General features: G+C 59.8%; 13 protein-coding genes. 12 read left to right on the top strand and 1 reads right to left on the bottom strand.

Features of this window, described 5'->3' with window-relative positions:
• Window positions 1-30: 30 nt before the first annotated feature.
• From tolQ to FHT87_RS23505, 11 genes are all read left to right on the top strand, one after another.
• Window positions 31-750 (top strand): protein TolQ, encoded by a 720-nt coding sequence (tolQ, locus tag FHT87_RS23555; protein WP_183805166.1) that lies wholly within the window; start codon window positions 31-33, stop codon window positions 748-750.
• Between the two features lie 14 nt (window positions 751-764).
• Window positions 765-1,217: a protein TolR gene (gene tolR, locus FHT87_RS23550; protein WP_183735165.1), complete on the top strand. Its 453-nt coding sequence runs from the start codon at window positions 765-767 to the stop codon at window positions 1,215-1,217.
• 8 nt (window positions 1,218-1,225) lie between these two features.
• Window positions 1,226-2,365, top strand: a complete 1,140-nt coding sequence (locus tag FHT87_RS23545; RefSeq protein ID WP_183735164.1) for a hypothetical protein — start codon at window positions 1,226-1,228, stop codon at window positions 2,363-2,365.
• Window positions 2,366-2,803, top strand: coding sequence for a hypothetical protein (locus FHT87_RS23540; protein ID WP_183805164.1), 438 nt, complete (start codon window positions 2,366-2,368; stop codon window positions 2,801-2,803).
• Between the two features lie 20 nt (window positions 2,804-2,823).
• Complete coding sequence (gene tolB, locus FHT87_RS23535) at window positions 2,824-4,134, top strand: Tol-Pal system beta propeller repeat protein TolB (RefSeq protein WP_183805162.1); 1,311 nt, start codon at window positions 2,824-2,826, stop codon at window positions 4,132-4,134.
• A 158-nt stretch (window positions 4,135-4,292) separates the two neighbouring features.
• The gene (gene pal / locus FHT87_RS23530) at window positions 4,293-4,823 is read left to right on the top strand and encodes a peptidoglycan-associated lipoprotein Pal (protein WP_183735163.1); all 531 of its coding nucleotides are present in this window, start codon (window positions 4,293-4,295) and stop codon (window positions 4,821-4,823) included.
• A gap of 161 nt (window positions 4,824-4,984) precedes the next feature.
• Complete coding sequence (ybgF, locus tag FHT87_RS23525) at window positions 4,985-6,010, top strand: tol-pal system protein YbgF (protein ID WP_183735162.1); 1,026 nt, start codon at window positions 4,985-4,987, stop codon at window positions 6,008-6,010.
• Between the two features lie 11 nt (window positions 6,011-6,021).
• Window positions 6,022-7,488 (top strand): tRNA lysidine(34) synthetase TilS, encoded by a 1,467-nt coding sequence (gene tilS / locus FHT87_RS23520; protein ID WP_183735161.1) that lies wholly within the window; start codon window positions 6,022-6,024, stop codon window positions 7,486-7,488.
• Window positions 7,489-7,585: 97 nt separating this feature from the next.
• A complete protein-coding gene (gene ftsH / locus FHT87_RS23515) occupies window positions 7,586-9,517 on the top strand; it encodes an ATP-dependent zinc metalloprotease FtsH (RefSeq protein WP_183735160.1) in 1,932 nt (643 codons plus the stop codon).
• Between the two features lie 242 nt (window positions 9,518-9,759).
• Window positions 9,760-11,112: a phosphoglucosamine mutase gene (gene glmM / locus FHT87_RS23510; RefSeq protein ID WP_183735159.1), complete on the top strand. Its 1,353-nt coding sequence runs from the start codon at window positions 9,760-9,762 to the stop codon at window positions 11,110-11,112.
• Window positions 11,113-11,478: 366 nt separating this feature from the next.
• Window positions 11,479-12,324 (top strand): outer membrane protein, encoded by an 846-nt coding sequence (locus tag FHT87_RS23505; protein WP_183805160.1) that lies wholly within the window; start codon window positions 11,479-11,481, stop codon window positions 12,322-12,324.
• 53 nt (window positions 12,325-12,377) lie between these two features.
• Here the strand turns inward: FHT87_RS23505 and FHT87_RS23500 are convergent, their stop codons facing one another.
• Window positions 12,378-12,998 (bottom strand): TetR/AcrR family transcriptional regulator, encoded by a 621-nt coding sequence (locus FHT87_RS23500; RefSeq protein ID WP_183805158.1) that lies wholly within the window; start codon window positions 12,996-12,998, stop codon window positions 12,378-12,380.
• 93 nt (window positions 12,999-13,091) lie between these two features.
• Here FHT87_RS23500 and FHT87_RS23495 point away from each other — a divergent pair, with 93 nt between their 5' ends.
• A complete protein-coding gene (locus tag FHT87_RS23495) occupies window positions 13,092-13,712 on the top strand; it encodes an NAD(P)H-dependent oxidoreductase (protein WP_183805156.1) in 621 nt (206 codons plus the stop codon).
• Window positions 13,713-13,731: the final 19 nt, after the last annotated feature.

Raw genomic sequence — 13,731 nt, 5'->3', positions numbered from 1 at the left:
CGGGCGTTTGGATTCGGGGATTTTGGATCTATGGAACAAGTAGGATTGGCAGCAGCCACGACCGACGTCAGCCTCTGGTCGCTTTTCATGCAGGCCGGCATCGTCGTCAAGCTGGTCATGCTCGGCCTTGTCGCCGCTTCGGTGTGGACCTGGGCGATCGTCATCGACAAATATCTGGCCTACGGACGCGCCCGTCGCCAGTTCGACAAGTTCGAGCAGGTCTTCTGGTCGGGCCAGTCGCTGGAAGAACTCTATCGGACGCTTTCCGAGCGCAACAATACGGGCCTTGCGGCGATCTTCGTCGCGGCGATGCGCGAATGGAAGAAGTCCTTCGAGCGTGGTGCGCGTTCGCCGATCGGTCTGCAAATGCGTATTGACCGCGCCATGGACGTCACACTCGCCCGTGAATCCGAATATCTCTCGGCCCGTCTCGGCTCGCTTGCGACGATCGGTTCGGCCGGTCCGTTTATCGGTCTGTTCGGCACGGTCGTCGGTATCATGACCTCGTTCCAGGCAATCGCCGGTTCGAAGTCGACCAACCTTGCGGTTGTGGCGCCCGGTATCGCGGAAGCGCTGCTCGCGACCGCCATCGGTCTCGTCGCCGCTATCCCGGCGGTTATCGCCTACAACAAGTTCTCCGCCGATGCCGGCAAGCTCTCGGGTCGCATGGAAGGCTTTGCGGATGAATTCTCCGCCATCCTTTCGCGCCAGATCGACGAGAAGCTGCAGCCGCGCCAGGCCGCGCAGTAACGGAGTAGACGACCATGGGTATGGCTGTAGGCGGCAATAGCGGAGGAGGCGGCGGACGCCGCCGCCGCGGCCGCAACAAGGGGGTTATCTCCGAAATCAACGTGACGCCGCTCGTCGACGTCATGCTCGTGCTGCTCATCATCTTCATGGTGGCGGCCCCGATGATGACGGTCGGTGTTCCGATCGATCTGCCGGAAACGCAGGCCAAGGCGCTGAATTCCGAGACGCAGCCGATCACGATCTCGGTCAAGAACAACGGCGAAGTCTATCTGCAGGAAACGCCGATCCCGGCTGAGGAAATTGCTGCAAAGCTCGAGGCGATCGCCACCACCGGTTACAACGAGCGCATCTTCGTGCGCGGCGATGCGACTGCGCCTTACGGCGTGATTGCTGACGTCATGGCCCGTATCCAGGGCGCGGGTTTCAAGAATATCGGCCTCGTGACGCAGCAGAAGAAGGACCAGTAACGCTCAAGATGAAGACCAGCGTCGTCACATCTGCGGTTCTGCACGGGCTGGTGCTTACCTGGGCGCTGGTGTCGCTGGGCGCTCCGGAATCTTTCAAGGTGGAGGATTTCGAGGCAATGCCGGTCGATCTCGTGCCGGTGGAATCCATCACGCAGATGCAGCAGGGCGATAAGAAGGCTCCAATGAAGGAGACCTCTGCGCCTGTGCCCACGACGCGGCCGCCAATCCCGGAGCCGTCGGAAAACGCCGGTGATAATAAGGTCGATCTGAAGACGCCGCCGGTTCCGAACGCCAAGCCGAGCAACAGCGACGCGGCCGCTGCCAATTCGAGCGACAAGCCCCAGTCGCAGATCGACCCGAAGCCGAACGACGTCAAGGAAGTCAACAAGGAAGAGACCGAGGTCGAGCAGCCAAAGCAAGTCGCTTCCATTCCCCAGACCAAGCCGGCAGAAATAACGCCGCCGCCGAAGCCTGAGGAAAAGCCGCCGGAAGAGCAGGCCAAGCCTGAGGAGCCGCCGAAGCCGGATGCGGAAGCACTGCCGGACAAGGTGCCGACCCCGGTCGTCAAGCCGCAGGTAAAGCCGCCGGAGCAGAAACCGGCCGAAAAACCACCGGAGAAGACCCCGGATCAGCCGAAGGCTGCGGAAGTGCCGACGGACAAGAAGAAGGCTGACAAAAAGCAGGAAGTGGCGAAATCCGCTTCGTCGATGAAGAGTGACTTCAACGCGGATGAGATTTCCGCACTGTTGAACAAGACGGATCCGTCTGCCGGAGGCACGAAGCGTTCGACGCAGGAAGCATCGCTGGGCGCGAAGAAGGCCACGAACGGCGCCTCGAAACTGTCGCTTAGTGAAATGGATGCGCTGAAAAGCGCGATCGCCGGCAACTGGTCGGTCATTCCCGGCATGGAAGGCATGGCTGACGTGCGCATCAAGGTTCATATGAAGCTTGATCAGGACGGCAATATCATTGGCGAGCCGGAAGTCGAAGCTACCGGTGGCGACAATGATTCCACCCGCCGGGCTCTGGCCGGCGGTGCCTATCGCGCCATCATGAAATCAGCGCCTTTCTCAAGTCTGCCGAAAGACAAATACGACGCCTGGAACGAAGTCGTCGTCAACTTTGATCCGAGCGATCTGGGAATCTAGATGCTGCACCGGCGATTCCATTTTGCGAAGTCTTTCGGGACCATGGCGATATTGGCGATTGCTTGCACGCTTTCTCCTAATGCGCGTGCTGAGACTGTCGTCCGCAAAGAAAGCGGTACGAATGTGCCGATGATAAGCCGAGCGACCATGGACGCAATGAAACGCTCGGTCGCTGACCGTTTCATACTCCCTGGTAACCTCAAGGATGCCGGCAGCGTCAAACTGCAATTTCGTGTGAAGCTCGGCAAAGACGGCAAGATCTTGGGAACCCCTGAGGCTGACGCCAGCGGTGGTAGCGAGGCCACGCGTAAAACCATTAGGGACGCTGCGTTTCGTGCGATCGTCCGCGCGGCTCCTTTCACGATGCTCCCAAAAGATAAATACGATGGCTGGAAGGAAGTTATCTTTAACTTCGATGCCAGCGACCTGAACCCATAAATGCTGAAAGGCTGTTTGGTATGACAAAGTGTTCCTTCTTCCGCGCCATCATGGTCGCTGCCGGTCTGATGACCGCCGCTGCCTTCGCGACGCCGGCCAACGCACTTGTTGAGATCAACATCAATAAGGGTAACGTCCAGCCGCTGCCGATCGCGGTAACGGACTTCCTGCAGGGCAACATGGGTGCGCAGGTTTCACAGGTCATCGCGGCCGACCTGCAGCGGTCTGGACTGTTTGCGCCGATCAACAAGACAGCCTTCATCGAGAAGATTTCCAATCCGGACGCCTCGCCGCGCTTCGAGGATTGGAAGGTCATCAACGCTCAGGCACTGGTCACAGGCCGCGTCACCCAGGAGGCGGATGGCCGTCTTCGCGCCGAGTTCCGTCTGTGGGACACGTTCGCCGGTCAGCAGATGACCGGCCAACAGTTCTACACGCAGCCGGAGAACTGGCGCCGTGTCGCGCACATTATCGCTGATGCGATTTATAAGCAGATCACCGGCGAAGAGGGCTATTTCGACACCCGCGTCGTCTTCGTGTCCGAATCCGGCACCAAGCAGCAGCGCAAGCGCCAGCTGGCGATCATGGATCAGGACGGTTTCAACGTGCGCATGCTGACTGACGGTAGCGACCTCGTTCTGACGCCGCGCTTCTCGCCGAACCGGCAGGAAGTGACCTACATGTCCTTTGCCAACCAGCAGCCGCGCGTCTATCTGCTGCAGCTTGAGACCGGGCAGCGTGAAGTGGTCGGCAACTTCCCGGGCATGACCTTCTCGCCGCGCTTCTCTCCTGATGGCCAGAAGGTCATCATGAGCCTGCAGCAGGAGGGCAACTCGAACATCTATACGATGGACCTGCGCTCGCGCACGACGACCCGCCTGACCTCGACGGCGGCCATCGACACTTCGCCCTCCTATTCGCCGGACGGCAACCGCATCGCCTTCGAAAGCGACCGCGGCGGACAGTCGCAGATCTACGTCATGAATGCCGATGGTTCGGGTCAGACCCGTATCTCCTTCGGCGATGGCCGTTACTCCACGCCGGTCTGGTCGCCGCGCGGCGATCTGATCGCTTTCACCAAGCAGTCGGGCGGCAAGTTCTCGATCGGCGTCATGAAGCCGGATGGTTCGGGTGAGCGTATTTTGACGACCGGTTTCCACAATGAAGGCCCGACCTGGGCGCCGAATGGCCGCGTCATCATGTTCTTCCGCCAGGCAGCGGGTGCGGGCGGTCCACAGCTCTATTCGATCGACCTGACAGGCTACAATGAACAGGCCATCAAGACGCCGGCCTACGGTTCGGACCCCGCCTGGTCGCCGCTTCTTGAGTAGTGGAGGAGCGGAAATTCGCCTTCATGTCGCCGCAAAGTCCTGAAAATGGGCGATGCAGGGACAAATCAACGAATCGTTAACCATAATCTTTGATGGCCGGTTAACCGAGTGCGGTTACTGTCCGGAAACCCTGATTGAAGTCGCAAGGAGACCCGGCCATGAGCCGAATTCACACCCCGGCAATGAGCCGTCTGCAGAATTTCGCCCGCAACCCCGTCATGATCGCGCTTGTCGCCGGTCTCGCTCTTGCGGGCTGCGCCAACAAGAAGAACGTGCCGAACAGCGCCGGTGATCTCGGCCTCGGTGCCGGTGCGGCAACGCCGGGCTCTGCCCAGGACTTCACGGTCAATGTCGGTGACCGCATCTTCTTCGACACCGACTCCACGTCGATCCGCGCCGATGCCGCCCAGACGCTCGACCGTCAGGCTCAGTGGCTCGGTCGCTACCCGAACTATGCAATCACCGTCGAAGGCCATGCCGACGAGCGCGGCACGCGCGAATACAACCTTGCTCTCGGCGCTCGCCGCGCGGCAGCGGCCAAGGATTATCTCGCTTCGCGCGGCGTCCCCGCCCAGCGCATGAAGACGATCTCCTACGGCAAGGAACGTCCGGTCGCCGTCTGCGACGATATTTCGTGCTGGTCGCAGAACCGCCGTGCCGTCACTGTTCTCGGCGGCGCAGGCATGTAATTTCCGGCAAAACCCGGAATTTGAGAAGGCGGTCCTTTGCGGGCCGCCTTTCTTTTTGACCACACTTTGGCCAGACTCCGTTGCTTTTTGAGAGCAATTGGAAAAATCTCCTGTTCGTGCCATCGAGGCGCGAAGAATCACTGGGACAGGACGATACAAAAATGAAGAAACTAGTCGTGGCAGGCATGCTGTGCCTTGCGGCCGTGACCGGGAGCGAGCGAGCGGCTTATTCCGCTTCGTTCTTCGGCTTGCACATTGGCGGCCAATCCGCGCAACAGAGCCAGCCGGCAGCACCCGTCGTCAACGTGCAGAACAGCGGCGCGGAAGTCCGTATCCAGCAGATGGAAGACCAGATGCGGCAGTTGAACGGTCGTATCGAGGAAATGAGCTATCAGCTCCTCCAGATGCAGGAGACGATCCGCAAGCAGCAGGAAGACAACGAATTCCGCTTCCAGCAACTCGAAAAGACGGGCGGCGCGAGCGGTGGCGGCGGTGCCAAGGCACCGGTGAAGAAGAGCGAGGCAGATGTCGCTCCGCCGGCTTCAGGCGGTGGCGACGATATCGCCAAGGTCATCCAAGCCCCGCAGGGAGCCGAAACGGCTCCCTCCACCAACATGCCGGCCGATGGCGGCCTCGGCCAGCCGCCGCGCGAGCTGGGCTCCATGGATTTCGATCAGAATGGTAATCAGATCGGCGGTTCGGTGAATCAAGGTGCAACGGTCGGTTCCGCGCCGCTTCCGGATGCTGCGCCGAAGGGAAATAGTCTTCCAGGCGTAACCGCACCGCAGCAGACAGCTTCGCTCGGCAGCGAATCCGATCAATACAAGGCCGCCTATGGTCACGTGCTTTCCGGCGATTACAACATTGCCGAGCAGGAATTCACGCAGTACATCGGCCGCTATCCGAACAGCGCACGGACTCCGGACGCGAATTTCTGGCTCGGTGAAGCACTTTATTCCCAAGGCAAATTCAATGAGGCGGCGAAGACTTTCCTGAACGCCCATCAGAAATATGCCACCTCCGAAAAGGCGCCGGAGATGCTGCTGAAGCTGGGCATGTCGCTTGCCGCGCTCGACAATACCGAGACTGCCTGTGCGACGCTGCGCGAAGTTTCGAAGCGCTATCCGAAGGCTTCCCGCGCCGTCATAAATAAGGTCGCGAGCGAACAGAAGCGTCTCGCCTGCTGAGGTCTTCCGGTTTGTTTCCGGAGGATCCCATTTCCCCTGAGGCGGCAGTCGACCGTTTCCTCACCTCGCTGAAGACGCCTGTGCGCATTCTGGTCGCGATCTCGGGCGGAAGCGATTCCACCGGCCTGCTCCTCCTGCTTTCCGAAGCGCTGAAGGCCGCTCCCAATCTTTCCATTTCCCTTTGCGCCGCGACCATCGACCACGCGCTGCGCCCCGAATCTGCAGACGAGGCGCGTCAGGTCGCAGCCCTCTGCACATCGCTCGGCATTCCGCACCGGACGATAATCTGGCAGGGCGCGAAGCCGAAAACCGGCATCATGGCTGCCGCGCGTGAGGCGCGTTACGGTCTTCTCGCCGAGGGGGCGGAAGCGTTTGAAGCCAACCTTATCGTCACCGGGCATACGGCCGACGATCAGCGTGAGACGTTACGGATGCGGGGGATGCGGGCGGAGCAGATTTCGACCGGCATTGCCGATGCGGTGCTCTTCGACCGGCGCTTCTGGATCCTGCGGCCGCTGCTTTTCTCCACCCGTGCCGATATTCGCGCTTTCCTGAGCGCACGAGACGTGTCGTGGATCGACGATCCCAGCAACGAGGATATGAAATACGAACGCGTGCGGATGCGCCGGCAGCTATCGGCCGAAGCCGGTGCAGAGAGAGATATGCGCGGGGCCGGGCAGGAGCGGCTGGCTCTTGCGTCCGAGGGAGCCGAATGGCTGGATCGATATTTCAGGCTTCATGGCGGCCTGCTCGGGCAAGTGATGCCTGACGGTCTGAAGCAGGATCACGCCGTCCTCGATTATGCGCTCGGCCGCCTGGCTGCCGTTTTCGGCGGGCAGTCGTTTGTGCCGGGGAGGGTGCAGATGGAGCGGCTTCTTGCGTTTACTGTTGGCGGCAAGCCGGGGCGAATGACTGTCGGCAGGGTGGTATTCGATCTGCGGCGTGATGGGCTATATCTGGCGCGTGAGAGCCGTGGAATCCTGCCTCTGGTGCTTCGGCCGGGAGAGGCCGGGGTTTGGGATGGACGGTTCGCGGCACGCAATGGATCGGTGGCCTCGATCGCAATCGAAGCCGCGGCCACACACTCCCCCTCATTCCTGTGCTTGTCACAGGAATCCAGCGTGCCCAAGTCCTTGGGCACGGAAGACTCTCTTTCGCTGCATATGGAGTCATTCACCGCGCGGACGCGCGGTGGCTGGATTCCTATGACAAGCACAGGAACGAGGGAGCATCATTTGGGGCACCTTCCCAAAGCAGCATGGAAGCGCGCAATCGCCTCGGCGCCGGCCTTGTCCGCGGAAGGAGCTTATTTAGCTTCAGAATCCGTCCGATCCATCGATTTGGCGCCCTATTTTGCCCCCTTCGACCGCTTTTTGACACGATTTGATTTCACCTTTGCCGACAGGCTTTCGGCAGTTTTCTCAAGAGCGCCCTATGCGGAGCCGCCTTTAAGAAGTATTGACGGAAAAACGATCTGACAGAGTGGATCGCCTTGGCAATGGCTTGGCGCAACCCTATGTTAGAGACCAAATATGACGGCCGCCATGAGGCGACTGTCCAGTGCTGGGGAGTTCGATGAACCCTAACTTACGTAATTTCGCATTGTGGGCGATCATAGCGTTGCTGCTGATTGCCCTCTTCAGTATGTTCCAGACGGCTCCGGCGCAGACGGGTTCCCGCGAAATCCCTTATTCGCAGTTCCTGCGTGAGGTTGATGCGGGCCGGGTGAAGGATGTCGTGGTCACCGGTAACAGGCTGACCGGGACATATCTGGAAAACAACAATACCTTCCAGACCTATTCGCCCGTCATCGACGACAATCTGCTCGAGCGCCTGCAGGGCAAGAATGTCGCCGTCACTGCGCGCCCGGAAACCGATGGTTCTTCCGGCTTCCTGAGCTATCTCGGGACGCTGCTGCCCATGCTCTTGATCCTCGGTGTCTGGCTGTTCTTCATGCGCCAGATGCAGGGTGGTTCGCGTGGCGCGATGGGCTTCGGCAAATCCAAGGCCAAGCTTCTGACCGAGGCGCATGGCCGTGTGACCTTTGATGACGTTGCTGGTGTGGATGAGGCAAAGCAGGACCTGGAAGAAATCGTCGAGTTCCTGCGTGACCCGCAGAAGTTCCAGCGCCTCGGCGGCAAGATTCCGCGCGGCGTGCTGCTCGTCGGCCCTCCGGGTACCGGTAAGACGCTGCTTGCCCGCTCGGTTGCCGGCGAAGCCAACGTTCCGTTCTTCACCATTTCCGGTTCTGACTTTGTTGAAATGTTCGTCGGTGTCGGTGCAAGCCGCGTCCGCGACATGTTCGAACAGGCCAAGAAGAATGCGCCCTGCATCATCTTCATCGACGAAATCGACGCCGTCGGCCGCCATCGCGGCGCCGGTCTCGGCGGCGGTAACGATGAACGCGAGCAGACGCTGAACCAGCTTCTCGTCGAGATGGACGGCTTCGAAGCCAATGAAGGCATCATCCTGATCGCCGCGACCAACCGTCCCGACGTTCTCGATCCGGCGCTGCTGCGTCCGGGTCGTTTCGACCGCCAGGTCGTTGTTCCGAACCCTGACATCGTCGGCCGTGAGCGTATCCTGAAAGTTCATGCCCGCAACGTTCCGCTGGCACCGAATGTCGATCTCAAGGTTCTGGCCCGCGGTACGCCCGGCTTCTCAGGTGCCGACCTGATGAACCTCGTCAACGAAGCTGCTCTCATGGCCGCCCGCCGCAACAAGCGCGTCGTGACCATGCAGGAATTCGAAGACGCTAAGGACAAGATCATGATGGGTGCGGAGCGCCGCTCTTCGGCCATGACCGAGGCGGAAAAGAAGCTCACCGCTTATCACGAGGCCGGTCACGCCATCACTGCGCTCAACGTCGCGGTCGCCGATCCGTTGCACAAGGCAACGATCATTCCGCGCGGCCGTGCGCTTGGCATGGTCATGCAGCTTCCCGAGGGCGACCGCTACTCGATGAGCTACAAATGGATGATCTCGCGCCTTTGCATCATGATGGGCGGTCGCGTCGCCGAAGAGCTGACCTTCGGCAAGGAGAACATCACTTCGGGTGCTTCCTCCGACATCGAGCAGGCGACCAAGCTTGCCCGTGCGATGGTCACCCAGTGGGGCTTCTCCGATGAGCTCGGCCAGGTTGCTTATGGCGAGAACCAGCAGGAGGTCTTCCTCGGTCATTCCGTCTCGCAGTCGAAGAATGTCTCTGAAGCGACCGCGCAAAAGATTGACAATGAAGTGCGCCGCCTGATCGACGAGGCCTATACCCAAGCCCGCACGATCCTGACGGAAAAACACGACGAATTCGTCGCGCTCGCCGAAGGGCTGCTCGAATACGAGACGCTGACCGGCGAAGAGATCAAAGCGCTGATCCGTGGCGAAAAGCCTGCGCGCGATCTTGGCGATGATTCGCCTCCGAGCCGCGGCTCGGCCGTGCCGAAGGCCGGTGTGCGCCCAGCTTCCAAGGGTGATGAACCCGAGGGCGGGCTGGAACCTCAGCCTCACTGAAATTGAACAGGAATTTGCTTAAAGGGCCGGATTTCCACAGGGAATCCGGCCCTTTTAATATTAGTAACAGGATATAATCGGTTTTCTTGGTAATTTACGTGCCGGTTACGCGGTTTTGTGGCATTCCGCTGATTAAAGACAAGTCTGATCAAGGTTTTGGGCGCAGCACCAATCTTTGAAGCCGGATTCTTGCTTGAGGAATGCGTAAGCTTCTACGGCGCGCGGAAAGCGCAGGAGTGCATATGAAAAGACGCTATTTTGGGACGGACGGCATCCGAGGCCAAGCCAATATCTTCCCCATGACGCCGGACCTTGCGATGCGGGTCGGCATCGCGGCAGGAACAATTTTCCGTAACGGCGCCCACCGCCATCGTGTGGTGATCGGCAAGGATACGCGCTTGTCGGGATATATGCTGGAGAATGCCCTCGTGGCCGGCTTTACCGCGGCGGGACTGGACGTGTTCCTGCTCGGTCCTATTCCCACACCTGCGGTTGCCATGCTGACGCGCTCGCTGCGATGCGATATCGGCGTGATGATTTCGGCCTCGCACAATCCGTTCCAGGATAACGGTATCAAGCTTTTCGGTCCTGATGGTTACAAACTCTCCGATGACATCGAAGCACAGATCGAGGACCTGCTCGACAAGGATCTATCGGGACAGCTTGCCAAGGCTGAGGAAATCGGCCGAGCCAAGCGTGTCGATGGCGATATCTATCGCTATCTCGAGCACGTCAAACGCACGTTGCCGCGCGACGTGACCTTGCAGGGCCTGCGCGTCGCGGTCGACTGCGCCAACGGTGCGGCCTACAAGGTGGCGCCTGCCGTCCTCTGGGAGCTCGGCGCCGACGTGGTAACGATCGGCAACGATCCAAACGGCACGAACATCAACCTGAATTGCGGCTCCACCAGCCCGGTCGCCCTGCAGAAGAAAGTCGACGAAGTGCGTGCCGATATCGGCATTGCGCTCGACGGCGATGCGGATCGCGTCATCATCGTCGATGAGAACGGCTCGATCGTCGACGGCGATCAGCTGATGGCCGTCATTGCCGAAAGCTGGGCCGAGAGCCAGCAGCTGCGCGGCAACGGTATCGTTGCGACCGTCATGTCCAATCTTGGCCTCGAGCGTTTCCTTGAGGACAAGGGGCTCGGCCTTGCCCGCACGAAGGTCGGCGACCGCTATGTCGTCGAGCATATGCGCCAGCATAATTACAATGTCGGCGGCGAGCAATCCGGCCATATCGTGCTTTCGGATTACGGCACGACCGGCGACGGTCTCGTTGCCGCGCTGCAGATTCTGGCGGCCGTCAAGCGTACCGGCAAGACGGTCAGCGAAATCTGCCGCCGCTTCGAGCCTGTGCCGCAGCTTCTGCGCAATGTCCGCATTGCCGGCGGCAAGCCGCTGGAGGACCTGCAGGTGGTCAAGGCGATTGCCGATGCGGAAGCCGAGCTTTCCAAGAATGGCCGTCTCGTCATCCGCCCGTCCGGCACCGAGCCGCTGATCCGCGTCATGGCGGAAGGCGACGACCGGGCGCAGATCGAGCGCATCGTCAACGATCTCATCGGCACGATTTCGAGCGTACGCAGCGCCGCCTGAAAGCGCCGCAAAAAGGATTGAAAGCCGGCCTTCGTGCCGGCTTTTTTATTGGCGTTGCGCGAGCCAGACCGTGTGGCTGCCGCAGGCGGGGTCTTCGACCTTGTGGGCGACGACTGTGAGGCCGTGTTCGGTGAGCAGGGCGCGATATTCATCCGGACTGAGGAGCAGTTTTTATTTGTCGTCTTGCAGATTCCAGAAGTCGAAACAGGCAGATGGCCCGTATTTACTTTTTCGAAACATGTTCTGCCGTGAATATTCGAATTACTTCTTATGGTTAAGCAGCTTTTAACGTTTCCGATTCATTATCCATAAAAAGCGTAACCGTTTTGGCGGCAGCACGCCGACGCAACCGACTGGAGTGAATCCATGAAACGAACCTTGTCCGGTATCTTCGCCGCGCTGTTGATCGCGTCGAACGCCTATTCTGCCGATCTTGCTCCGGTCGAGCCCGTGCCGGAACAGCCGCCGGAAGTCGCCGTTACCGAATCGACCGGCTGGTACCTGCGCGGTGATATCGGTTACGCCTTCACTGATCTACGCGGCGCGAAGTTCTTCCAGGGGAGCAATGCTCTGGAAGCCGATTTCGACGATGCCGATCTAGACGATAGCTGGATGATAGGCGGCGGTGTCGGTTACCAGATCAACAACTATCTGCGCACCGACCTCACCTTCGACTACCTCACCAACGCTGACTTCCACGGCTCGACGACTGGCGGCGGCGCGGCCTTCGGTGCCTGCGCTGTGGCATGTACTTCGACAGATGTATCGTCGATGACGGCCTATACATTGCTCGCCAACGTTTACGTCGACCTCGGCACCTACGCCTACTTCACGCCCTATGTCGGTGCCGGTATCGGTGGTTCCTATGTCAAGTGGGACGATCTCCAGAACGTTGCCTGCGCCGACGACGGCAGCGGTTGCGATGACGGAGTCATTCACGGCGGCCGCAGCGGCTGGCGTTTCAGCTACGCTCTCATGGCCGGTGCCTCGATCGACGTGACCTGCAACGTCAAGGCCGATGTCGGCTACCGCTATCTGCATATCAACGGCGGCGACATGTTCGGCTATAACGAAAACGGCGGCCCGGGCCGCGACCGCGGCATCAACGTCCACGAAGCCCGCGTCGGCGCCCGTTACCTCTTCGACGGCTGCGCCCAGCCGGTTGCCTACGAACCGCCAGAAATTCCGCTGCAGCAGCCGGTCTATAAGTAGGACCAGAGCTTCAGAGATTATCGAAAGCCGCCCGGAGGGGCGGCTTTTTCGTTTCAGCGAGTGTTTCTGGAGACCATTGCCAGAATGATTTCAAAAAGTTCGCTCTCAGCCTGTCTGGCCGTGATTTCACCCGTTACGGCGGCGTAAGAGAGAGTTTCGGCAGCGCCGAGCATTGCCCAGAGGCTGGCTGAAGCGATGGCCCCTGCACCGACGAAGGGGGCAAGCACGGATCTGCACTGGTCCATGAAAACTACCTGACACTCATGCTTGACCTTTTCCAATTCCGGGGAACTCGCCAAAGCTGCGATCACATCGGGAATTTCACGCCCCTGTGTGAGAACGCAATCGATATAGGAGGCGGCCATCACCTTTGCCTTGTCGATCAGTGCCTGTCCGCTTTCACGAAGCGCAGTATTCATCAGCGCCGTCTGCCGATCGTCAAATTCGCGGTAAAGTTCAGCAAGCAGTCCTGGCCGTGTGCCGAAATGATCGTAGACGACAGGTTTCGTCACGCCCGCTTGTTCGGCGAGCCGGCCAAGCGTCAGCGCATCGGTCCCTTCTTCCCGGATCAGCTGCCACGACACGTCCAGAAGCTGTCGATGCCGTTCCTCTCTCGAAAGCCGGCGGCGCGGGCGCGCGGTGGTGCTGTTATGTCGGTTGTCAACGCTTGACATCATAACCTACGAAAAGTAACCTACCAAAAGTAGTTTACAAAAAGTATATAAGCCGTCGACCTTGCTCGCAAGCGTCGATCAGGAGGTTTCGACATGCATGCACTCATCGTTCTCGCTCATCCCGATTCTGGTTCTCTCAGCCATGGCGTTGCCGCGCAAATTGCCGCGGGCATATTGGCATTCGACGGCGCCAACTCCTTCGACATCGCGGATCTAACGGATGAGGCTTTCGATCCCAGATTCAGCGAAGCCGATATTGCTGCCCATCGCCGCAAAGCTGCGCCCCCCGCCGATGTCGCCGCCGAGCAGGCGAGAATCGATCGCGCTGATGCGCTTGTATTGGTCTATCCCGTCTATTGGTGGTCGATGCCGGCCCTGATGAAAGGCTGGATCGATCGCGTTTTTGCCAATGGCTGGGCTTATGACGATGTACCCGGCAGCAAGGTCGTGAAGAAGCTCGGGCATCTGCGGGTGCATCTCGTCGGTATCGGTGGTGCAGATGTCAGCACCTATGAGCGGCACGGCTATCTCAACGCCATGAGGACGCAGATCGACCATGGCATTTTCGACTACTGCGGCGCCCATGTCGTGATGTCGGAACTGTTTCTCGACGCGGATGCGGGAAATGCTGCTGCCCATATCGAGGCGGCGTCTTGCATTGGTCGCAACATCTTCAATTTTCAGGGCCGCTGTACCGCAAGCAGTGCGGCGTAACCGGAAAGACGATCGCCAC

This window comes from Rhizobium sp. BK316 (assembly GCF_014193695.1).
Classification (GTDB): Bacteria; Pseudomonadota; Alphaproteobacteria; order Rhizobiales; family Rhizobiaceae; genus Rhizobium.
Note: the sequence above shows the minus strand (reverse complement) of the source record. Positions and strands in the feature narration are given on the sequence as shown.